This window comes from Flavobacterium shii, from assembly GCF_025847235.1.
GTDB lineage: Bacteria > Bacteroidota > Bacteroidia > Flavobacteriales > Flavobacteriaceae > Flavobacterium > Flavobacterium shii.
This window is the reverse complement of the sequence record NZ_JAOZEW010000020.1, coordinates 79,465-98,692: the sequence shown is the minus strand read 5'-3', so window position 1 is coordinate 98,692 and position 19,228 is coordinate 79,465. Positions and strand designations below refer to the sequence as shown.

At 35.9% G+C, this 19,228-nt stretch carries 29 protein-coding genes; 8 read left to right on the top strand and 21 right to left on the bottom strand.

The window, feature by feature from the left end; all coding sequences use genetic code 11:
- The 12 genes from OIU83_RS17825 to OIU83_RS17770 form a co-directional block, all read right to left on the bottom strand.
- Complete coding sequence (locus OIU83_RS17825) at positions 1–330, bottom strand: M15 family metallopeptidase domain-containing protein (protein ID WP_264207611.1); 330 nt, start codon at positions 328–330, stop codon at positions 1–3.
- Positions 306–644 (bottom strand): hypothetical protein, encoded by a 339-nt coding sequence (locus OIU83_RS17820; protein ID WP_264207610.1) that lies wholly within the window; start codon positions 642–644, stop codon positions 306–308. The genes OIU83_RS17825 and OIU83_RS17820 overlap by 25 nt, the downstream gene beginning before the upstream one ends.
- Before the next feature lies 1 nt (position 645).
- Complete coding sequence (locus OIU83_RS17815) at positions 646–873, bottom strand: hypothetical protein (protein WP_264207609.1); 228 nt, start codon at positions 871–873, stop codon at positions 646–648.
- On the bottom strand, positions 873–1,325 hold the full coding sequence (locus OIU83_RS17810; RefSeq protein ID WP_264207608.1) for a hypothetical protein: 453 nt from the start codon (positions 1,323–1,325) through the stop codon (positions 873–875). Before OIU83_RS17810 ends, OIU83_RS17815 begins: the two co-directional genes overlap by 1 nt.
- A 17-nt stretch (positions 1,326–1,342) precedes the next feature.
- Positions 1,343–2,383, bottom strand: a complete 1,041-nt coding sequence (locus OIU83_RS17805; RefSeq protein ID WP_264207607.1) for a hypothetical protein — start codon at positions 2,381–2,383, stop codon at positions 1,343–1,345.
- Positions 2,384–2,387: 4 nt separating this feature from the next.
- A complete protein-coding gene (locus tag OIU83_RS17800; protein ID WP_264207606.1) occupies positions 2,388–2,993 on the bottom strand; it encodes a DUF6046 domain-containing protein in 606 nt (201 codons plus the stop codon).
- A gap of 192 nt (positions 2,994–3,185) precedes the next feature.
- Complete coding sequence (locus OIU83_RS17795) at positions 3,186–3,563, bottom strand: hypothetical protein (RefSeq protein ID WP_264207605.1); 378 nt, start codon at positions 3,561–3,563, stop codon at positions 3,186–3,188.
- Positions 3,564–3,566: 3 nt separating this feature from the next.
- Positions 3,567–3,983 (bottom strand): hypothetical protein, encoded by a 417-nt coding sequence (locus tag OIU83_RS17790; RefSeq protein WP_264207604.1) that lies wholly within the window; start codon positions 3,981–3,983, stop codon positions 3,567–3,569.
- Complete coding sequence (locus tag OIU83_RS17785; RefSeq protein WP_264207603.1) at positions 3,983–5,230, bottom strand: DUF2586 family protein; 1,248 nt, start codon at positions 5,228–5,230, stop codon at positions 3,983–3,985. The genes OIU83_RS17790 and OIU83_RS17785 overlap by 1 nt, the downstream gene beginning before the upstream one ends.
- Before the next feature lies 1 nt (position 5,231).
- A complete protein-coding gene (locus OIU83_RS17780) occupies positions 5,232–5,576 on the bottom strand; it encodes a hypothetical protein (protein ID WP_264207602.1) in 345 nt (114 codons plus the stop codon).
- Positions 5,577–5,586: 10 nt separating this feature from the next.
- Positions 5,587–6,468, bottom strand: coding sequence for a hypothetical protein (locus tag OIU83_RS17775; protein WP_264207601.1), 882 nt, complete (start codon positions 6,466–6,468; stop codon positions 5,587–5,589).
- A gap of 29 nt (positions 6,469–6,497) precedes the next feature.
- Positions 6,498–7,634, bottom strand: a complete 1,137-nt coding sequence (locus OIU83_RS17770; protein ID WP_264207600.1) for a head maturation protease, ClpP-related — start codon at positions 7,632–7,634, stop codon at positions 6,498–6,500.
- 112 nt (positions 7,635–7,746) lie between these two features.
- Here OIU83_RS17770 and OIU83_RS17765 point away from each other — a divergent pair, with 112 nt between their 5' ends.
- The 8 genes from OIU83_RS17765 (at position 7,747) to OIU83_RS17730 (ending at position 15,839) form a co-directional block, all read left to right on the top strand.
- Positions 7,747–8,184 (top strand): terminase gpP N-terminus-related DNA-binding protein, encoded by a 438-nt coding sequence (locus tag OIU83_RS17765; RefSeq protein WP_264207599.1) that lies wholly within the window; start codon positions 7,747–7,749, stop codon positions 8,182–8,184.
- Positions 8,184–9,737, top strand: coding sequence for a hypothetical protein (locus OIU83_RS17760; RefSeq protein ID WP_264207598.1), 1,554 nt, complete (start codon positions 8,184–8,186; stop codon positions 9,735–9,737). The genes OIU83_RS17765 and OIU83_RS17760 overlap by 1 nt, the downstream gene beginning before the upstream one ends.
- A 20-nt stretch (positions 9,738–9,757) precedes the next feature.
- The gene (locus OIU83_RS17755) at positions 9,758–10,183 is read left to right on the top strand and encodes a DUF1320 domain-containing protein (RefSeq protein ID WP_264207597.1); all 426 of its coding nucleotides are present in this window, start codon (positions 9,758–9,760) and stop codon (positions 10,181–10,183) included.
- Positions 10,184–10,202: 19 nt separating this feature from the next.
- Positions 10,203–11,456: a DUF935 domain-containing protein gene (locus OIU83_RS17750; protein ID WP_264207596.1), complete on the top strand. Its 1,254-nt coding sequence runs from the start codon at positions 10,203–10,205 to the stop codon at positions 11,454–11,456.
- A 20-nt stretch (positions 11,457–11,476) separates the two neighbouring features.
- Positions 11,477–12,814, top strand: a complete 1,338-nt coding sequence (locus OIU83_RS17745; protein WP_264207595.1) for a phage head morphogenesis protein — start codon at positions 11,477–11,479, stop codon at positions 12,812–12,814.
- A gap of 101 nt (positions 12,815–12,915) precedes the next feature.
- On the top strand, positions 12,916–14,736 hold the full coding sequence (locus tag OIU83_RS17740) for a phage tail tape measure protein (protein ID WP_264207594.1): 1,821 nt from the start codon (positions 12,916–12,918) through the stop codon (positions 14,734–14,736).
- 15 nt (positions 14,737–14,751) lie between these two features.
- Entirely contained in the window at positions 14,752–15,306 is a 555-nt protein-coding gene (locus tag OIU83_RS17735; RefSeq protein WP_264207593.1) for a phage virion morphogenesis protein, read from the top strand.
- Positions 15,307–15,317: 11 nt separating this feature from the next.
- Positions 15,318–15,839, top strand: coding sequence for a hypothetical protein (locus tag OIU83_RS17730; protein ID WP_264207592.1), 522 nt, complete (start codon positions 15,318–15,320; stop codon positions 15,837–15,839).
- Here OIU83_RS17730 and OIU83_RS17725 read toward each other — a convergent pair.
- The 9 genes from OIU83_RS17725 to OIU83_RS17685 all read right to left on the bottom strand — a co-directional run bounded on the left by OIU83_RS17725 (position 15,836) and on the right by OIU83_RS17685 (position 19,225).
- A complete protein-coding gene (locus OIU83_RS17725; protein ID WP_264207591.1) occupies positions 15,836–16,141 on the bottom strand; it encodes a DUF6150 family protein in 306 nt (101 codons plus the stop codon). The genes OIU83_RS17730 and OIU83_RS17725 overlap by 4 nt on opposite strands.
- Positions 16,142–16,152: 11 nt before the next feature.
- Complete coding sequence (locus OIU83_RS17720; protein WP_264207590.1) at positions 16,153–16,371, bottom strand: hypothetical protein; 219 nt, start codon at positions 16,369–16,371, stop codon at positions 16,153–16,155.
- A 112-nt stretch (positions 16,372–16,483) separates the two neighbouring features.
- A complete protein-coding gene (locus tag OIU83_RS17715; protein ID WP_264207589.1) occupies positions 16,484–16,987 on the bottom strand; it encodes a hypothetical protein in 504 nt (167 codons plus the stop codon).
- A gap of 305 nt (positions 16,988–17,292) precedes the next feature.
- Positions 17,293–17,574, bottom strand: a complete 282-nt coding sequence (locus OIU83_RS17710; protein WP_264207588.1) for a hypothetical protein — start codon at positions 17,572–17,574, stop codon at positions 17,293–17,295.
- 5 nt (positions 17,575–17,579) lie between these two features.
- Complete coding sequence (locus tag OIU83_RS17705) at positions 17,580–18,008, bottom strand: hypothetical protein (protein WP_264207587.1); 429 nt, start codon at positions 18,006–18,008, stop codon at positions 17,580–17,582.
- Positions 18,008–18,340 (bottom strand): hypothetical protein, encoded by a 333-nt coding sequence (locus tag OIU83_RS17700; protein ID WP_264207586.1) that lies wholly within the window; start codon positions 18,338–18,340, stop codon positions 18,008–18,010. Before OIU83_RS17700 ends, OIU83_RS17705 begins: the two co-directional genes overlap by 1 nt.
- Positions 18,337–18,519 carry a hypothetical protein gene (locus tag OIU83_RS17695; protein ID WP_264207585.1) on the bottom strand — a complete coding sequence of 61 codons (183 nt, stop codon included), beginning with the start codon at positions 18,517–18,519 and terminating at the stop codon, positions 18,337–18,339. The genes OIU83_RS17700 and OIU83_RS17695 overlap by 4 nt, the downstream gene beginning before the upstream one ends.
- A 132-nt stretch (positions 18,520–18,651) precedes the next feature.
- Positions 18,652–18,867 carry a hypothetical protein gene (locus tag OIU83_RS17690; RefSeq protein ID WP_264207584.1) on the bottom strand — a complete coding sequence of 72 codons (216 nt, stop codon included), beginning with the start codon at positions 18,865–18,867 and terminating at the stop codon, positions 18,652–18,654.
- Between the two features lies 1 nt (position 18,868).
- Positions 18,869–19,225 (bottom strand): hypothetical protein, encoded by a 357-nt coding sequence (locus OIU83_RS17685; RefSeq protein ID WP_264207583.1) that lies wholly within the window; start codon positions 19,223–19,225, stop codon positions 18,869–18,871.
- Positions 19,226–19,228 lie beyond the last annotated feature (3 nt).

Sequence of the window (19,228 nt, the reverse complement as noted above, 5' to 3'; positions counted from 1 at the left end):
TTAAGTCATTTCAAAATGGTTTGCATCCCAACCCCAGTCATAACCTGAAACATTACTAGGATGGATGGATTTCCATTTAATGGCTAATGGTTTATAAGGTTCACGAGTAGTTTGGTAAACCCCATTTTTAAATAAGTTTAAGTCGCCGGCTAAACGATCCTGGTGCTTACTTCTTTTTGCTTTTGTTGTTCCCTTTTTCAAATTAAGAGCATGCTGCTCTTCAGTTCGGAAAAGCTCACCTGCAGTTACTTCATATCCGTTTTCGGATGCCCATATAATTAATAAGGCGAAGTTTTTTAAGAATACTACTTGTTTTTCACGTAATGGCATTTTTGCATAATATTAAAATGAGTATTATCGCTCGATACGATAACGTCGGCGGTAATCCCATCGGTTTTTAATTCTTTTTGAAGCTCTGTTTTAAATTTTTGATTGTTGGTAATTACTGTATCTCTCATGTAATTTTCGATACCAAACCCTAATGTAGGATTGGCTTTGAATTCTCCTTTTTGAGCGATTGTAATCAAGTGACACCTTTGATAATCGATGTTGTCCAGAAATAAACCACTCGTTATTTTCCCTGAAGCATCTTTCTTCACTTCGATTTTTAAATCAAAGTCCTGATTAATAACAATTCCTTTCATGTTATATAATGGTTCCGTTAGTAGTGGTTTTTCCAGTTTGTGCCGCTGCGGTTCCTGTTGTGGCTACACCTTGCCCGGCGACTACTTCAGCCGTTTTTACAAAGTCGAAAATAACTCCTGACAACTTTTCTGCTAAGGTTTCAATTGAATTTTGTTGATCGTTATTGGTTGACATTTCCTGAAAAATTGCTAGTAAACTGCCTTTTAAAATTGCTTTACTCAGTGCCATTATTTGAATATTTTTTTAAAGTCGTTTTCAACGGCTTTGAGTTTAACAACCGTTGCCGGGCTCACGGTTCCTGCTCCTGCGGGGGTATTGATTATTGCTTTGTTAATTTCGTCAATGAATTTGCTAAAAGTTTCAATGAGCGATACACCGCCACATTTTATTTTGATGTGCTCAACTTCAGAACATCGAAGTATAACGGCCTCAGTTTTTAAACCATCCACAATGCCAACGATTACAAATGACCCTTCTTTTGGAAAGACCGTAAACTGATTTTCAATAGTGTCATCAATAGCATCAAGGCGAACATCTGTTAGATCGGGCGACCCTTCACGTTTTACCGTGCAGGTTGTTTCGTTAATATCAACTGCCGTTCCGGTTATAACCTGATTGAATTGATTACCCTTAATCTGCCTTTTTATAACCCGGGTAAATAACTCGTCAACATCAGACATTTTTTATTTTTTTGGGATTAATAAACTTTATAACTCAAAGTGTTTTTTCGCGAAAAACCGTTATCACTATAGTTTTTTTCAACAGTTTCAATCATGTAAGTTCCTTCGCGTTCCGGGTTTTGTTCGTCTACAATTTTTAAGCAGTCTCCGGCTTTTGTTAAGAGGCTTCCAAATCCTGTTATTGATCCCGTGTAACCATCAAATACCGCTTTGGATAAAACCGCTTCGGCTTTTTGCTTGAGTTCTTTTTCGGAAAAATCTCCAGCAAAATTTAAAGTCCTTTCACTAGCATTTGGATGTTTAGAGCCTACAGTAACCGTTTTCTTTTTGCCGTTGGGTAAATTGGCAGTTGCTTTAAATCGTACCTGCATGTCTTCTTTACGCTTGTATTTCAGATCATTTGTTTTAACCTCTTTCCGGATATCATATATATGAACCTGAGAGGTATCGGCAAAATCATAAGCCAAGCCCACTTTTAAGATGTTACCATTGATACGACTGTATAAACCGTGATCGCTTTGCAGATCCTGGATAACTTTATACGAGCTCGCATTGTCAATTTGGAACTTACCTAAATTCACGTCTGGGCAGTCAATTGTAAGACCGGAGAACAACTCCTGAAGCACTTGTTTTAAATTGGCTTTTGGGTAGTTCTTTACCCAATTATTCTGCTTGTATGGCCACATCTTGTCATCCAAGTGAAGTATTAAAGGTGCGTCCGCTTCAATCTCGCTTAAAAAGCCTTCAAACTCTACATTATAGTTACCATCGTAGCCTAATTCTACCTTTACCGGATCGCCAACTTTCAGGAGTTCTAAAATAGGTTGTTGTCCAATTTTCCCATATCCTTTTGGAACAATAAGCTTTGCTGTGCTGCTCAGTTCTTGCACCGTTTGGGTAACTTCAAAACTGGTCATGTTGTTTAATTGAACATTTCCAATTGTAGTTTTTGAATTCATGTTCAAATACAGCATTGTATTGAGATTTAAAGGGGTTGTAGCTTGAATAGTTAATGTGGTAAACAATAACAGCAGACAGCTATAAATTACTTTTTTCATTATTCTAAAATTTATCTTGTGTTAAAATTTGGTACTCTAAATCTTTAATAGCTCTCATCTTGAAACTATAGGCAATGGTGTCTTCAAAACCTTCAACAAAGTCAATCTGCACATCTTGAATGTAAATTGCAGTAATTTCCAAAGCATCAAAAATCTCACTCGAAACGTTCCAAATACCGTTGTGTTTAAAAATTTGATTGAGTTGTTTGAGTTTGTCAGCAGGAAAACTATGGTTTTCCATATCTATAAGTAACCCTTTCCAATCAATATCATAAGGGGATGTATTGTAGCGTTCTACTATTTCTATATCATCCACATTATCAATAGCCGTAACGATCAATTTTTTTTGACGACTGAAAGAGAGCATCGGAGGAGTAGCATATACCGTATTATATTCTTCGGCTATTTGGCGAAAGGCAAAATCAAATTCGATTTTATCCCGGTACAATTTTACTTCGTCAAATTTTGTTTTATTGTCCAGGAGAAATACTTGTGTGTTTTGTGGTTGTTGTATTTCCTCTTCAAACCCATTATCGGTTAGTGTAGTACTCATATTTGCTGCAACAAAACCAAATGCATTTTTATACCTATCGCCTAAATTACCTTTCATTTTATATTGATTTTAGCATTCCTTGTTCGGACAGAAATTTTAACTCTTTGATTCTCCTGGCATACTCGTAGTCATTTAAAGTATCAGGGTTTTCTTTGAAATAAAATCGAATCATTGCATCATATTGGAAACACATTTCGATGATGTCAATATCATCTGACTCCGCAATTAGTGGAATATCCGCTAATTGCGTTAAACGTTTTTTATTGTTCCTTTTCTAATCACAATTAGTTCGGAAAGCGTTGACATAACTCCAGTAAACAATTCATCATCAGCCAATACTTCTTCTTTGTGGGATAACAGGCAGTTTTTTACCAAAATCTCATCTGCTTTTTTAGGATCAGCATCCATAAATCTGCGGAATTGCCCTAAAACGGTTCTTGATGGTACACAAACCAAAAAGGTTCTTGTGGTTCCTTCATCATCAACTGGAACTTCGGCTAATTTTACATCCAGTCCTTTTACTTTTGCTGCATTAATCATTTCTCGAGTAACACCTTCAGGTAATTTTGCTTTTTCTGCATTAATCATTTCTTGGGTAATGCCTTCAGTTAATTCTATTTTTTTCATTTTTTAAATGTTAAATTCCATTTCCGTTGGAAATAATTCATACTCTTTTTCAATCTCTCCATCATTGGTAACAGCTCTACCGTTACCTTTAAACTTTGCTGTTATCACATCTTTTATTAAAACATTCTCTGTATTAAAAAAAGTAACAATGATTGGAAAGGGTCTAAGCAAAGCAATATCACCGTTTGGGGCATATTTCTCAATAATGGCTATGGCATCAAGTGGAAGCGTAATTTTTGCGTCCATTTCCTTAGCTCCCATGCGCCAACCTCTGGCATCCCTTCTCAACCCTCTTTGATATTCGTGCGCATAATTAGAGTTGTATTCAATTGCGGACGGATTAATATCATATATCCCCATTAGTGTTACAGTAACATCACCGGAGGAATACACCTCGTGCATTCTTTTTACTTTCGCCATTATAAACTGGTTTTAAGGTTAATGGTTCCTATAAGTTCATTAATTGTTCCAGTGGGAACTACTGTAAACTGAACATTTAGTATTTTACTTCCTAATAGATCACTTAAAGGGTCTACATTGGTTTTACCTTCACTAATAAGCCCTGCTTTTTCAAATTTTTTAAAAACAGCATCACCAATGGCGTTGTAATATTCAACCATATCAATTGGTAATAATCTACTTTCTAAAGGAACCGGCTTTTTAATCTCAGGCAGATACACCTGACGTAAGGCTCTGGTACACTCATCAATCGTATGAGAGTAATAGATAGCATGTTGGTTCACGTTTCCTTGTTCATCAATTACAATTGGTGCAATTGTAGCACCATCATTGAACCAATAACCTGCTTTTCCCTGGTACTTCACAGGTATGATATATCCTTTATCATTTAAGGTTTCGAGAGATTCGAAGACCTCACTGTATTTTTTATGATTGGATAAACCGCCAATCATCCAAGAGTTTAAAGACACATTTTGAATGTTTTTTGTTTCCACTTCACCCGGATTTCTATTCCAGGCATGTGAAGCAACAATTCCTAAGAACGTACCTACATCTGCATATTTTTTGGCATTTCCCGTAAACGCTTCCGCATGCTGCCAGTCTTGAGCAATTACCATACTTACCTTAGTTGCCGATACTTTAACGGGTTCTGTTCCTATTACTACTTCAAAATCACGCAAATCTGCGAGGTTACTTAATGTCTCCGAAATACCAAATCCTTCAACAGTAATATGTAATGGCATGTCATTTACACTCGCCCATTGTGCCAAATTTTGAAACTCCGTAATAGCCTCACTAACTGCTGTTGGCAATCCATTGATTAATGTAATTGCATCTGTAGAATTTGAAAAGAACCCTAAATCGGAGATCATTCCGTCAGCATTTACCATCAGGTTTTTTGCCTCCACAGTCATGTCTTTAAACACAACGGTATCTGCCAGTAACATGATGTTTAATTTTCTGCCCGGTTTAGCATTTCGGTAAAACTCCGAAATATGACGGTGTACATGTACATTGTTTTTTGTATCATATTCAGCAGTGATACCGAGGCTTTCCGCATCTTGAATACGCCGTAGTATATACGCCGTATTCAAGTCTAATTTTTTTGCAATGGCAATTCCATTACCAATTAACCCAAACTCCCGGGCATCGCCCGATTGGTTAACTCCAATATTGCCCTCGCTTATACCTACACCTCTTAAACTCATTTTAATTTGTTTTTAAAGTTTCTTTAAATTGGGTTAAAGCCTCAATGTATGTATCGGCATTTTTACCTACAGTTTTTATAGCAAAGGCTTTTATTAATGCAGCCATTACAGGATAGTTTTCTTTTATCAGTTCTGTATCTTCCAAAAGTTTCAAGTTTTCGGCTTGTGCGTCCTCATCTGATACTTTTTCTTCTTTCGTGTTTTTCACAAACTCAGCATCTTCATCGCTCTTTTTTGCTAAATCTTCACTAGTGAATAATTCTGCTTCTGAATTGACCCAAATTCCTTTAATTGTTTTGCCTGCCAAATATTCTTTAGCCACAGCTATTTGTTTTTTTGTTACCATGTTTCTAGGATTAAGCTACATCAGACATAATTGCCCCCATTGCTTTTGTCTTTTTAGGCATAGCAATAAATCGATGTGTAAAGTTGATTTTGTTTCTCTGAAAGTCTGTATCATTCTCTGCTTTTGAATAGTACATTTTTGTTGATCCTGTACATTTGAAAACATAAGGTTTGTGATATGAAACCGACGCTCTGAAATTGGTTGCAGTAGGTAATGACCCTAAAGAACCCTTTGCACCAGCACTTGTAAATACAGGACAAGAAACATGAGAGTAAATTGTAAAACCGTACATGTTCATTAATGCGCCAGTAGTATAATTATAGTATTGATCCTTGAATTTTTGGTCAGCAGCTATTAAATCATTTACGTGGTCTGTAGATAACACTAAAATCAAATCACTATCGATTCCCATATCGTTGTATGCTTTTTTAAGAGATACGACATCCTTAGGAAGTAGCGTTTTTCTACCATCCACAACTGGACCTGTAGTTTTGATTACAGGTGTTTCTGCTGTATGAGTTGCGGGAGCTATTGAGTGCAATGCTTTAGCAAACTTTGATTTCGCAATAGCAGATCCATGACGCTCTTTAACAGTTGCAATTTTGTCATAAGACAAAGCATGTAGCTCATCATCCGTAACTGGTGTTGTTTTAGTTGAGAATTTATCTAGTTTAATTGGGATATCATCATCAGGAAGTTCTTGTATCGGAATAGGATACGTTGTATTGTTGATTAACACATCTGGGTCGATGCCAATATCCACTAAGTGAATTACATCATTTTCCGCATATTGCGAGCTATCAGGGATGGTTTCTAAAAATGTTCCTGATTCTGCTGTACTGATTGATTTTACAAGTTCTCCTGTCCAGACTTCTTTATAAACTCCTGCCATTATTTTCTGTTTTTATGTTTGTGATTTTTTTATTTAAGCTCTTTACCCCATTTTGCTTTATACAAGGCTGCAAAAACTTCAGGCTTGTTTTCTTCGATTGATTCTAGAGCACCTGATTGTGTTGCTAGTTCGTCCCAAGATTTGGCTGAAATAGCAAAAGCTCCCTCTGCCGTGGCAATAGTTCCTACAGGAGCATTTCCTGTACCTGTACTTTTAATTAATAAGTCCAATCTTCCCACAGGTGCTATTGTTTTTTTACTGGCAGGTAACATGGCTTTCATTTTGTCAATCCCTAAGGCTTTACCCACTTCTTTGTAGGTTCCTTTTTGCTCAGCTGTAATTTGTTCTGCAGTAGCTGCCTCTTCTAACAAATCATCGATTGCTTTTTCTTTATCGTCTTCCGCTTTTTTCTGCAAATCAAGAATTGTAGCATCCTGAGTTGTTCTTTGCTTTTTAATTGCTTCGATAATTTCCTGTTCGGTCGAAGCTTCGTTTACACCTTCCAATTTTAAAGAGGCGATCAAGTCTTTTTTCATATCTGTTTTTTTTAAATTAGGTGCAGGGACATGCAATCTTGCTGTAAACTTTTCGAAGATGCCTTTTGTATTAGCCAGTACTTCTACCTTAGAAATAGGCTGTCTACCAGTAACAATAATTTCATCGATTAAGCCAGCTTCCAAAGCTTCGGTGGCATCCATCCAATTATCTTTTCCGTTAAGCCATAATGCATTGACTTCATCAATTGTTTTACCTGATTTTTCCGAGTAACGTTTCCCCATTGTACCACTCATAGAGGTAAGTACTTTGGCTGTTTCTTGCAGTTCTTCGGCATCACCTTCGACAACACAAGTAGGACGATGCAGCATGATAAAGGAGTCATCGTTCATCCTAACTATATCGGCTGCCATCATCATTACGGTTGCCATACTAGCAGCTATGCCAGTAATATCGAGGTGTTTTTTAACTCCAGCATTTATAAGGGTGTTATAAATAAGGTTGCCTTCGATAACTGACCCGCCAAAACAGTGAACATCAATAAATAGAATACTCTTTTTCTCTTTGGCCAATGCGATTGCTTGGGTGAAAGCAGCGTTAGAAATATCATAAGGATTGATGTCACCATGTGCTTTTACTTCTACTTGGTTTTTAATGTATTGAAATTGCATGTTTGTCTTATTTGTTTGGCAAACCTACAAGCGTAATTTTTTAATTTCAAAATCCTGTGTCACAGTGTCATAAGTAATTTTTGATAGGTGTTTTTAATGGCATTTTTGTACCATGAAAAAGATTGAATTAGTAGAAAAAAGTGCAGAAATCAACATTGCGGAAATGCTCTTTATAGAGAAAAATTTCACTATTAAGGCTATTGCTGAGAAGTTGGGAAAGCACCCGAAAACCATTGCAAGTTGGAGGGATAAATATGGGTGGGATACTGCCAAAGAGTTACTACAAGCAAGCCCTTTGGAACTCAATAAATTATTATTGAAAGAAGCTATTAATATTAGTAAGGGTGGAGTTGCTTCTTTTGATTCCGTGGCATTGGGTAGGGTAATGAAAGCCTTTGATTATATGGCTAAAAAAACCAACCCTACCGTGGTTATGGATGTCTTAATGGAACTGGACACCTTTCATTCACAGATTGACCCAAAAGAGGCAGCCAAACAAACGGCAATACATAAACAATTCTTGTTGCATAAAATCCAAATGCAAGGATAATGGCAGTTAATTACGAAAAGTTAACCAGGATATATGAAGCGCATGCCAAGAGAATTGACAAAGCGACTACTATTAATATACACGAGTCTTTAGCTGAAAAAACGGAGCGAATAAGTAAACTCGAAAAAAATTACATCGAATGGTTTGAATATTATTTTGTGGATTATGCAACCTGTAAATCGGCTCCATTTCATGTCAAAATATCGAACATCATTATAAAGAATAAAGTATGTAAACTTCTTAATGATGCCTTCAGGGGCTCGGCAAAATCAGTTCATACAATGCTAGGTGTACCATTGTATTTAGCTTATGTAAAAAAGGAGCTGAATTTCATGTTGCTTATTGGGGAAAATGAAGAGAAAGCAAAACGCCTTATTTCTGATATACAAGCCAATTTAAAACATAATAATCGTTTCATTAATGACTATGGCGAACAGTTCAACCAAGGAGATTGGGCAGAAGGGAATTTCACTACCAAAGATGGAATCCATTTTCACGCCTTAGGTTTTGGACAAGACCCAAGGGGATTACGATTTGGTGAGTTTAGACCCGATTATATTGGTTGCGATGATATAGATACCCTAAAACGTTGTAACAACGATCGATTGATACGGGAAGCAATTGACTACATCACCGGAACCCTATGGGGATGTTTTGATAAAGGAAGGGAACGTTTTGTTTTCAATAACAACCTAATCCATAAAAATTCCATTTTGGCTAAGCTTATCGAGCTTGCCAAAATTGCGAATGTCGAAAGTAAAAAGCAGGGATTTGCCAATCCATACCATCATATTAAGACTAAGGCTGTACTTGACGATAATTTCACACCAAGTTGGCCAGCCAAATACACCGCTTTATACTGGAGAGAAAAACGTCTTGCAACTCCTTACCGAAGTTGGATGCGCGAATACATGTGTACGCCTCTTATGGATGGAGCTGTTTTCAAACCCGAATGGTTTCAGTTTTGCAAAATGCTTTCCCTGGACAAATACGATGCGTTGGAATTGTATGGGGATTTAAGCTACAAGGATAAAGGGGATTACAAAGCCATGTTTTTGATGGGCAAAAAAGGTCGTGATTTTCATGTCATTTTCTCTTTTTGCCGTCAAACTTCAAGACAAGTGTGCGCTTCATGGCTATATGATCTATATGAAAAGCACAAACTCGAACGATACTCGATTGTCTATAAAATTGAAGGTCTTTTTGCAATGGATGAGTTTGTTAGTGATTTTGATACAGAAGGAGATTCAAGAGGGTACTACATTCCCGTTATCGCTGACAAAAGACCTAAGGACGGGAAATACGAACGTATCGAAGCTGGGTCAGGACACTTTGAGAGATTAAGGGTGTTTTGGAATGAAGTCGAAAAAGATACTTTGGATCAAACCACTGCTATAGACCAACACTTAACATTTGAAAAAGGCAGCGGTGCTAATGACGATGCACCCGATGCGGTACAAGCAGATATTGCCGATTTGAACAAAGCCACTTTCGTGAGCAGTTTTGAAATACAAACAGCTTCAAGAACAAGTTACAAAAAAAGAGATTTTTAATAAACAATACACCAAAATCCATGAGATACATACTAGAGACCGATTACGAAATGCTAATTAAGAACGAGATCATTCGCTTATTAACAGCAACAGATTTTTATAATTCAACAAAATTGAAGCGTGCTGAACAAACAGCCATTGACCAAATGCGTCAATATATTGGTAAACGGTATGATTTGGTAGCCTTTTTTAATGCCACAACACGTGATGAATTCATCATTACACTTTTGATTGATGCTGCCTTATATCATTTGTATTCCCAAACAGGAATGAAAGACATTCCTAAACACCGAGACGATAGGTATCAGGATGCATTGGACTGGTTAAAAGAAGTAGGTAAAGGAACAATACCCGCTGATCTTCCTGAAATAAAAGACGATGCGGGGGAAACTTTCTCTGAAGTAAAAATATGGAGTGCAAGACCTCCAGAAGATCATAAGTGGTAATTTTTAAAATAGATTTAAAATGAGTTTTAAGAAAAGAAAAGTTTCTCCGGTTCAGGCGGTTCAAGCAATAAGTACAGCTAAAAAAACGGATGAAAGTATCATTAGCACTATTGTAGCCGAATTTAAGGACAGAACCCGTAAAGACATACAAAAATGGCGTAAAGCTATGACTGCTGCCGAACATCCGACTGAACCTCGTTGGGGGTTGATGCAGGATTTAATAGATGATATGATTGTAGATGGGCATGTGGAATCTGTTTTGCTCATTCGCGACGCTGCAACTTTAAATCATCGCTTTTATGTAGCCGATATTACTACAGGAGACCAATTGGACGAACAAAATTTATTGTTAAACAAACAATGGTTTTATAAATTCTTAGAAGACTGTTTGGATGCGCTTGTCCATAAATACAATGTAATACAGTTGATTACTGAAGTTGATCCAATTACTAAGGAGGATAAAATTAAAGTTATTACGGTTCCATATCGTAATGTTTCCATAAAAGACCAACGGATGTATCTCGAGGCTTATGGAGATAAGTATGTCAATTATATGGATGCTCCCAATGTAATTGAAATTAACCATCGAAGTAAATTCGGAATCATTAATAGCATTATTCCAAATATTATCTGGAAACGTAATGCTATGCAGGCATGGGCTGAGTTTTCTGAAAAATTCGGTATGCCACTCATTACAGCAACAACGGCTAACCGAAATGATATCAAAAGAATTGAGAGCATGTTGCGTCAACTTGGAGAAGCAGCGCAAGCGGTAATGCCACATGGTACTGATATTAAAATACATGATTTGGCTAATGCCGGTAACCCTGTTAACACCTATGAAAAACAGATCCGTCTGCATGATGAACAGATCAGTAAACCTATTGTGGGAAGTGCCACAATGACTGATACAGCAGGGAATCGAAGCCAAACAGAAGTGCACGAACGTACCTTAGATGATAAGATTGCCACCAATGACAAACGTTTCATTTCATTTATTGTCAACGATCAATTGTTTCCGGTATTGCAAGCAATGGGACTTCCGTTTGACAATACAAAAATGAAATTTGTATTTGACGAAACTGAAGCAATGAGTTTGGCAGCCCATTGGAAAATGGTTAATGAGGCAAGTGAGAAATATGACCTTGATCCGGAATGGGTGGCTAAAACTTTTAACCTTCCAATTATTGGAATTAAAAATACCGGAAACGAACCACCAAAAGATAATAAAAAGAGCCCAAAGGCAAAAGGATTATTTGAAAATTTTCGATAGGGGTTAACGACAAGTTGCCTGTGGCTAAGGGTCAGGAGCAAACGGTTAGCCCCGAATTATACGCCGATGTTTGTCCAAAATGTAAAGGCAAAGTTCACAAAGCCAGTGGCGAAAACCCCTCAAAAGAGTATATCGATGCCGTAAATGAAGCGATAAACAGGGTTATTAAAGACGGGTACAATTCCAATTATAACGCTGAGCTTACCAGTATAACGGCTAAGGAATTGGCTAGTACGGTCATTAAAGCGTATAGCGAAATTAAGCAAGATTGGAATGCTCCTGATACCGAAATGATACAGCGTTTAACGCAGGATGTTTGGCAGTTTTCGAGTGCTAAAAACTATCAGGAGTTACGGGATTTGACACTTTTATTAAAAGATGAAAAAGGAGAATTGCGCTCTCTTTCAGATTTTAAAACCGAAGCATCAAAAGTTATTGGAACATACAATGAAAATTGGATAGAAACTGAGGTTAATACCGCCATATCAAGTAGTCAAAATGCAGCACGTTGGATTGAGTTCGTACAAGATAAGGACACGATTCCAAATCTAGAATACCAAACTGTTGGTGACAAATTCGTGCGTAGTGAACACCAAGTACTCGACGGTATCATCAAGGCTATTCAGGATGTTTTTTGGCAAACACATTACCCGCCTAATGGATGGGGATGTAGATGTGAAGCGGTTCAAACCTTGGAAACAGATACAACACCGGCTAATGAAACCCCTGATGTGACTATCCCAAAAATGTTCCGAACAAACCTAGCAGCAAATAAATTGGTTTTCCCAAAAGGACATCCATACTATGAAGATATCCCAGAACATGTCTTAGTCAAAACATTAAAGCACATACCTAAAGAAGATGCTTTTAGAGTTGAAACATACAAAAACACACCTGTTTTAACGCATGTATTGCACGAAGCACATGAGTTGCATAACAATAAGATTATTACAAATACACTGATAGATAAGTATAAATCAATAAGTAAAATTGAATTGTTACCAAATATCAGTGATAAGGAATTGGAGTTGAAAAAGAAGTTTTACCCTAAAAGATGGCATGAGTATATAGGAGCAAAAAACCCTGATGCTTTAATTCAGATAAATGGAAAAGACACTGTGGTAGAATTCAAATATTTGACTGGTAACGGAAAACATATTAAACGCTACTTGGAAGATGCTTCCGATAAAAGTGAATATGCAGTAATGATGTTAACCAGGGAAAGTAAATTAAAAGAGGAATGGTTAAAAGAAAAATTGGATATGTGGTTTTTAAACACCGATAAAAAACACTTTAAAGGGCTTTTAATCCTCGATGAAGACGCAAAAGAACTGTATAAAAAAAGCAATCTATTATGACATAGATTGCTTTAATATCAGGAACCGTGGGGCGCACCCCTCGATGTTCAAGCCTGATAGTACAAAGATACAAAAAAATGAATATAAAATACAAATAACACATGAGTGGTACAGCAAGAATGGAGTTGCACTTATCCTTACGGGATAAGCTAGCTATGGGGCTTAACGGTGCCAAAAATAAAGTAAACAAAGCAGTGGGTTCGATGCAGTCCAAACTTGATGGACTACGGTCAAGTGGCGCAAAGGCGCTTAGTGCTCTTGGTGGTGAAATACCTGAACTTGGGAGTGCAATGGCTTTATTAACTAATCCAATAGCTTTGGGAGTAGCTGCTATTGGAGCAATGGGAGCAGCGATTGGGTATGCTACCAAAAAGGCAAACGCCTGGTGGGAGAGTATGGCGCAAATTAACGTCACCGCCGAGCTCTCGAAGAAACAGCTCGGAAAGCTCTCCGATAAGCTACTCGAAATTGGTAGCCGGAACGTAGCCCCTTTGGAAGAAATACCAAAGGCTTTTAATCGGATTATATCCGCAGGTTTAACAGTAAATCAATCGATGGAAGCATTGGAACCAACCCTTCGAGCAGCCAAAGCAGGATTTACTGATATTGAAACAGTGGCAAGTGCAGCTATTTCGGTAATGTCTTCCAGTGGTGAAAAAGTAAATAAGGTTTATGATATTCTTTTTGCAACTGTAAAATCAGGTAATGCGGAGTTTAAGGATATTGCAACCTATTTACCTAAAATTATTCCACTGGCCAAGAACGTTGGATTTGCACTGGATGAAACTGCGGGAGCTTATGCAGCATTGACCACCAAACTTTCGGCTGAGCAATCATCCACAGCATTGGAGGGAATTATGCGATCATTATCTGATACTAAAGTAGTAGGTAAATTCAAAAAAATTGGCATTGATGTTTTTGATATTAAAACCGGTAAGGTTAAACCGATTTTGGACATCATGAAACAGTTAGAATCTAAAATGAGAGGATTGACTGATAATCAACGTATGAAAAAAATGGCATCTTTAGGATTAGATCAGTCTTCCTCTGTAGGTTTTGGAACGATGATACAAGATATCAAAGGGTTACAAAAAGCAATTGATGATTCGGCAGGTTCCCAAGGCGCACTTAACAAAGCTTATCAGGACTCTTTAACACCTATGGAGTCATGGAAAATTATTTGGAATCAAATACAGGTTTACATTTTGAAATTTGGAGAGTTATTTCTACCAATAATGTCAGAAGCAGGTAATAGAGTCTTAGTCCTTGTTGATTATTTCAAAAAACTATGGGCTGAATCTGTAATTTTAAGAGATGTGATTGCAGCGCTAGGATGGGTATTTGAATTGGCATTTACAATTGCAACAACTGGATTGCGTATGATTTGGAATGCTTTAAAGAATGTTGTTGGTATCTTTTCATTCTTTATTACCAAAATTTGGGATGGTATAAAAGCAGTTACTGGATTTTCAGGCGGTTTCACCAATCTGTACCTAAAAGTGAAACCTATCTTTCTTTGGATGAAAGAAATTTTAGAACAGATTGGCAGTATAATGTATGACATTTTTACTTTGAATTTTATGGATGCAAAGGACAAAATAGCCAATTTTAAATTTCCCAATTTAGATGAAATTACCGCCAAAGTAATGCTTGATGCTAAAAAGCCATCAGACACGGATTTAGTGGACGAACCAAATAAAACGGACGGTCTTCCAACAGCTACACCAAGTAGTCCAGTAGATGATTCTAAAGTGATTTCGGGGGGAGGGCAAGCAAAGAACCTAACCATTAACATTGGTTCACTAGTAGAAACTGTAAACACAAAAAGTGAAGAGTTTAACAAAATGAATCCCCAAGAACTCGAAAAAGCGCTTAAAGAAATATTAATGAGAGTGATTCGAAGTGGGGAGCTTGCTTTTTAACACCTAATAAGTAAAATGAATGAGTTTACACAAATGGTGGACAATCTTATCAAAGCTCGAAAAGCGCTGCCGAATGAAATAGCAGTTTTAGCGGTTCGCTTTACTAAAGATAGATTTAGGGATCAGGCTTGGTTAGATAAAACAAGAAAGCCCTGGGCAAGTAGAAAACAAAGACGTGAGGGAGGTAAACGTAAAAGCCAAACATTATTGGTTAATACCGGACGTTTAAAACGTAGCATCCGAAAGGTAAAAGTAAGCCAGGAAGAAGTAGTTATAGGTACCGATGTACCATATGCAGAAATTCTCAATAACGGTGGCAAAATAACGAAAGTTGCCACCGTTAAATCCTTTACTAAAAAAGCACATACCCGCAAGGCACACTCCCGAACCCGCAAAGGAACCGTTGAATCAGTTAGCGCACAAACGGTAAAGTCGCATACTGTAAAAGGGCATCGAAGAAAAATGAACCTAACTATTCCCCAACGTCAGTTTATAGGTAGCAGTGCAGTACTAGCCAATGACATTGAGAATTTGACACTAAACCGCTTTGAAAAAGCGATGAACCCATAAAAAACAATAAAATGATTGTACCTATCCTTGAATTATACCGAGTTATTGAAGCAGAAAAAGCAAAATTCGAAACTAAAAACCTCAATGGTAATTTCTTTATAGATTTATACCGTAGTCAACCTGTTGACCCTGAGTTATACGAATACTATTCGTTACCGGCTCTTTTTGTAAATTATACAAATACAGGACAAGGCAAAGACAAGCCTAGGTTGATACAAATGACATTACACCTTGTTATCGATGAGGAAGAAGATGCCAGTAATGTAGCTCCAAACAAGGTACTTGGAATGAACCGGTTTATTTACGTGGGGTTGTTGCAAGAGATTTTGGAAGGTAGAAAGTTAGGCACGAGCTCGCCTTTGAAATTTATATCGGAAGTACCTGTTGATAATCCTGTCGCGGATTACCACATACTTGTTTTTGAGTTTGAGAGCTATGCACGAGATTTAATCGAAACTCCTGTTTTTGAGTTTGGAGAGTTTGAAACCCTTGATTTAAAAGGGAAGTTAAAACAAAAAAAGGAAGCTGATTAGCTTCCTTTTTTGTATCCTGCCTGTTCTTTTATTCTTACCTGATATACTCTTAAATCGGCTTGTTGTGGAAAATTCACATATCGGATGGGTTTACTTGTTGGTGTTCTTTTTCCAATAAACCAACAGCCATTTTGAGTAGTTTGCTCTTTATTTCTCACTAAGAAAACCAAAATATTTGCTTGTTCCGGACTATTGACCTCATACACTTTTAATGCATTAATGTTATTATTGTCTACGTAGTATTCCTGAGAATACCCAAAAAGTGAGGTTAAAAAACAAATGGTGAATAGTATTCTTTTCATATTTCAGAGTATTAAAATAACGATAACTGATCCTGTTTTACTTCAGGCAAATTTCTTGCCAACTTTACATACCGTTGCAAGGTTCTGTATGACATTGGATAAACTTTACTTATTTTACTTCTTAAAACCCCGTGCATCATTTTAGCTTGGTTCCCTTGTTCGTAGTTCTGATCTAATAATTCAGTAACAAGAAGTGCCTTTTTTATAGTATTTTGATGAGGAGTTGCCATTTGATACTTATTTAACGACAAAAATAAAGTATCAAATAGTACTTGTCAAGGCGATTTTAACTGCATAAAAAAACCACTCAATTAAAGTGGTTCCTTGGTTAATCTGTGGTATTTATAACTTTAGAAAATCAGGCGTTGTTATTGAGCCTATCAATTCGTTTTTAAAGAAATCAGGAGCAAATGAGTAGTTGGATTGTTTTACTGAATCATCTCTGTACCTTAAATTTTGCCCATACGATTCATAAACTCTAATTTCTTGATTTTGATTATTTTTAAAAAATACTAGAATTACAGTATTTTCATTTCCGTATCGTTCATTTTGTATATCATGTCTATGATTACCTATATATACATTGAAAAATTGATAATTGTTACCTTCGTCTAAAACCTTTTTAATTTCTGTTTTTAAAATACTTGAAGCATCTTCGCTACCATATCCATTATTATGCGATTTAAGCCAGTTTTCAGTCTTTAAAAGTGTATTTGGAGCAGTGTTATCAACTATTACTTCTTTTATTACTGGCACTTCTTTTATTACTTCAACTTCTTTGATTGTTTCGTCATTGCTACAAGAAACAGTTAATATTAAAACTAAAAAGGGTATTAATTTTTTCATTCTGATTTTATATTTAATTAATTTATTATGTATTTTGGTGTTTAAACTTTAAATTAGAGATGTCTAAATAAATTTGATTGCTGCAATAATTAGGGTAGCTCCAACTATGAATACAAGACATAGTTGCCTTTTATACTTTTTGTCCAATTGAGCCAAATTTTTAGATAGTTCAATTGTTTCTTTGTCAATAAAATCTTGATATTTGTGTTTCATCATTTTCAAAGGTACTAGATTGTTTTTAATTTGTCATTACGGGAAACCGTTAGGAACTTAATTATTTCTTTTATTTATTGATAATCTTTTACTTACGTTTGTCGTTTGTGTTCTTTTATGTTTTTTCTGGAATTAAGCCGATTTATTTCATCAAGCCAAAAGATTGAAATTTGATTTTCTAGATCATTAAAAAAGGCGTAAGACTTTTTGTGTTCTAATTGACTGAGATTTTTAAACATTAACCACATTTGGGCTATACCTGCATAAAAGGCTCTTTTAGTTTCTTGAAGTTGAATTTTAGACATGTTTTTTGGATCCAGTTTAACGGTCTCCAGATAAAATTCAAACTCTTTTTCTAAGTTTAATAGTTCCATAATTTTTAATATTCGTCGTTATATCTCTTTTGGTTAAGCCATGTTACTAAATGTGCTTTTGCTTGCCCTGTTTTAGCAAGATCAGCATCATATTTTGGCAAAACTGAAAAACATTGTATTCGGGTCACTAAATTCAATTTTTCAAATGCTTTTTGAGCAGGTTCTTTTTTTCTTTTAAGATTGTATTTTTCCCAAAAATCGGCAAATTCATAACTCTCTAAAACCAGTTCAATGGTTACCACTTTTTTATATTTTGTCCATTGCTCCATCATGTCGATGGTTTGAGGAAATTGTCGATCTCTGAAAAGGTTTAAAATCCGATTACCCTTGATGTTGAAAAAACTATAAATTATTTTATCACTATTTCGGTACTGGAATAACCACTGATCTGCTGTCTCTTTAAAAGTTACTTTATATGTTACGTATTGTTTCATTACGCTAATTTTTGATTTATTATACCTAATATCTCCCGTGTTATCCTCCTTTGTTCTGTAGTTTCATAATCTTTAATTACATAATCGACATACATGTAAAGAAACTGGTGCAAAGCAAATGCTTCATAGTACTTAAAAGATACTTTAAAAGGTTTTAAATGGCTTCTTTTGTCAATTGCTTTCTTTAATAATTTACTACCAATTTCAGTCATTAAATAAATAAAACTTTTGTTTTCTTTAGACATGACTTCAGATGGTGATAACAAATTATCGGCTACCATTTCATTTAAGAAAGACAATTGATAATTTGTAAGTTTAAGTTCTACTTTCATTGTCTCAATTTTTTAGGTCTAACTAATTCTTTTCCTATTACATCTATCTCTGATTTATGATAGAAACATAATAAGTCTAATAAAAAACGATGTGGTACCCAACCTTCATTATTAATTTTTTCTTTTACATAATATTCACAGTCTTTATATGCTTGGGCGATTTCTTCTTGTCGTGTCATAGTTACAATTCTATTTGAGATTCTGATAATTGTTCGTCACATACTGTGCAAAAAAGGGCTGTTGTTTCACAAGTGCCAACACTTTCAATTACTCTAATTACTGGTACATGAGTTAGGCATAATTTATTGATGCTATATGATTCCATCTTGATAATCTTTACTAAACAATTCTTTTGCATGACACCACGTACTACATTCGTTAACATCTTTGCAATTACATTTTGGAAATTTTGATGTTCGATTTTTTGGTTCTTTTTTCAACTTTAAACCTCTAATTCCATAACCAATTAGAAATCCATTTAGCATTCCTAAAGAAAGATATCCTAAAAATATAAGTTTTGTTTCCATGTTATTTGTACTTTTTTATTATCATTGATTTAAAACACTCTATAATTTTTGAAACCTCCCACGGTTCCATATCCTTTAAAGGCTTTTTAATTGGTGTTTTATCACTCTTTAAAAACTCACCTAGTCTATTAATGTCTGCTACTTCACCGTAACGCTCATTCTGTATTACCCATTGAAGCTGTCGTAACAATGAAAGCACTGTTTTATGCTGTTGGTTATTCTTGTCAAATATGCCCCAATTGCTTTTACTCTGACTTTTTACACCTTGAACAATAGCCTCTAGGGCTTTTTTAGGTTTGTTGTAGTTATCTACAGCGGAACTGGTTCCTGTATATGATATTGGTTTTGTTGTTGTCATTTG

Bases quoted from the DNA above. Each gene is read 5' to 3' on its own strand.
- OIU83_RS17725 (WP_264207591.1), bottom strand. From the start codon at position 16,141: ATGAAAAGAATACTATTCACCATTTGTTTTTTAACCTCACTTTTTGGG.
- OIU83_RS17755 (WP_264207597.1), top strand. From the start codon at position 9,758: ATGAGATACATACTAGAGACCGATTACGAAATGCTAATTAAGAACGAG.
- OIU83_RS17805 (WP_264207607.1), bottom strand. From the start codon at position 2,383: ATGAAAAAAGTAATTTATAGCTGTCTGCTGTTATTGTTTACCACATTA.
- OIU83_RS17720 (WP_264207590.1), bottom strand. From the start codon at position 16,371: ATGGCAACTCCTCATCAAAATACTATAAAAAAGGCACTTCTTGTTACT.
- OIU83_RS17695 (WP_264207585.1), bottom strand. From the start codon at position 18,519: ATGACACGACAAGAAGAAATCGCCCAAGCATATAAAGACTGTGAATAT.
- OIU83_RS17815 (WP_264207609.1), bottom strand. From the start codon at position 873: ATGGCACTGAGTAAAGCAATTTTAAAAGGCAGTTTACTAGCAATTTTT.
- OIU83_RS17795 (WP_264207605.1), bottom strand. From the start codon at position 3,563: ATGAAAAAAATAGAATTAACTGAAGGCATTACCCAAGAAATGATTAAT.
- OIU83_RS17810 (WP_264207608.1), bottom strand. From the start codon at position 1,325: ATGTCTGATGTTGACGAGTTATTTACCCGGGTTATAAAAAGGCAGATT.
- OIU83_RS17820 (WP_264207610.1), bottom strand. From the start codon at position 644: ATGAAAGGAATTGTTATTAATCAGGACTTTGATTTAAAAATCGAAGTG.
- OIU83_RS17735 (WP_264207593.1), top strand. From the start codon at position 14,752: ATGAATGAGTTTACACAAATGGTGGACAATCTTATCAAAGCTCGAAAA.
- OIU83_RS17710 (WP_264207588.1), bottom strand. From the start codon at position 17,574: ATGGAACTATTAAACTTAGAAAAAGAGTTTGAATTTTATCTGGAGACC.
- OIU83_RS17780 (WP_264207602.1), bottom strand. From the start codon at position 5,576: ATGGTAACAAAAAAACAAATAGCTGTGGCTAAAGAATATTTGGCAGGC.
- OIU83_RS17785 (WP_264207603.1), bottom strand. From the start codon at position 5,230: ATGAGTTTAAGAGGTGTAGGTATAAGCGAGGGCAATATTGGAGTTAAC.
- OIU83_RS17775 (WP_264207601.1), bottom strand. From the start codon at position 6,468: ATGGCAGGAGTTTATAAAGAAGTCTGGACAGGAGAACTTGTAAAATCA.
- OIU83_RS17760 (WP_264207598.1), top strand. From the start codon at position 8,184: ATGGCAGTTAATTACGAAAAGTTAACCAGGATATATGAAGCGCATGCC.
- OIU83_RS17770 (WP_264207600.1), bottom strand. From the start codon at position 7,634: ATGCAATTTCAATACATTAAAAACCAAGTAGAAGTAAAAGCACATGGT.
- OIU83_RS17800 (WP_264207606.1), bottom strand. From the start codon at position 2,993: ATGAAAGGTAATTTAGGCGATAGGTATAAAAATGCATTTGGTTTTGTT.
- OIU83_RS17685 (WP_264207583.1), bottom strand. From the start codon at position 19,225: ATGACAACAACAAAACCAATATCATATACAGGAACCAGTTCCGCTGTA.
- OIU83_RS17715 (WP_264207589.1), bottom strand. From the start codon at position 16,987: ATGAAAAAATTAATACCCTTTTTAGTTTTAATATTAACTGTTTCTTGT.
- OIU83_RS17765 (WP_264207599.1), top strand. From the start codon at position 7,747: ATGAAAAAGATTGAATTAGTAGAAAAAAGTGCAGAAATCAACATTGCG.
- OIU83_RS17690 (WP_264207584.1), bottom strand. From the start codon at position 18,867: ATGGAAACAAAACTTATATTTTTAGGATATCTTTCTTTAGGAATGCTA.
- OIU83_RS17825 (WP_264207611.1), bottom strand. From the start codon at position 330: ATGCCATTACGTGAAAAACAAGTAGTATTCTTAAAAAACTTCGCCTTA.
- OIU83_RS17730 (WP_264207592.1), top strand. From the start codon at position 15,318: ATGATTGTACCTATCCTTGAATTATACCGAGTTATTGAAGCAGAAAAA.
- OIU83_RS17700 (WP_264207586.1), bottom strand. From the start codon at position 18,340: ATGAAAGTAGAACTTAAACTTACAAATTATCAATTGTCTTTCTTAAAT.
- OIU83_RS17705 (WP_264207587.1), bottom strand. From the start codon at position 18,008: ATGAAACAATACGTAACATATAAAGTAACTTTTAAAGAGACAGCAGAT.
- OIU83_RS17750 (WP_264207596.1), top strand. From the start codon at position 10,203: ATGAGTTTTAAGAAAAGAAAAGTTTCTCCGGTTCAGGCGGTTCAAGCA.
- OIU83_RS17740 (WP_264207594.1), top strand. From the start codon at position 12,916: ATGAGTGGTACAGCAAGAATGGAGTTGCACTTATCCTTACGGGATAAG.
- OIU83_RS17790 (WP_264207604.1), bottom strand. From the start codon at position 3,983: ATGGCGAAAGTAAAAAGAATGCACGAGGTGTATTCCTCCGGTGATGTT.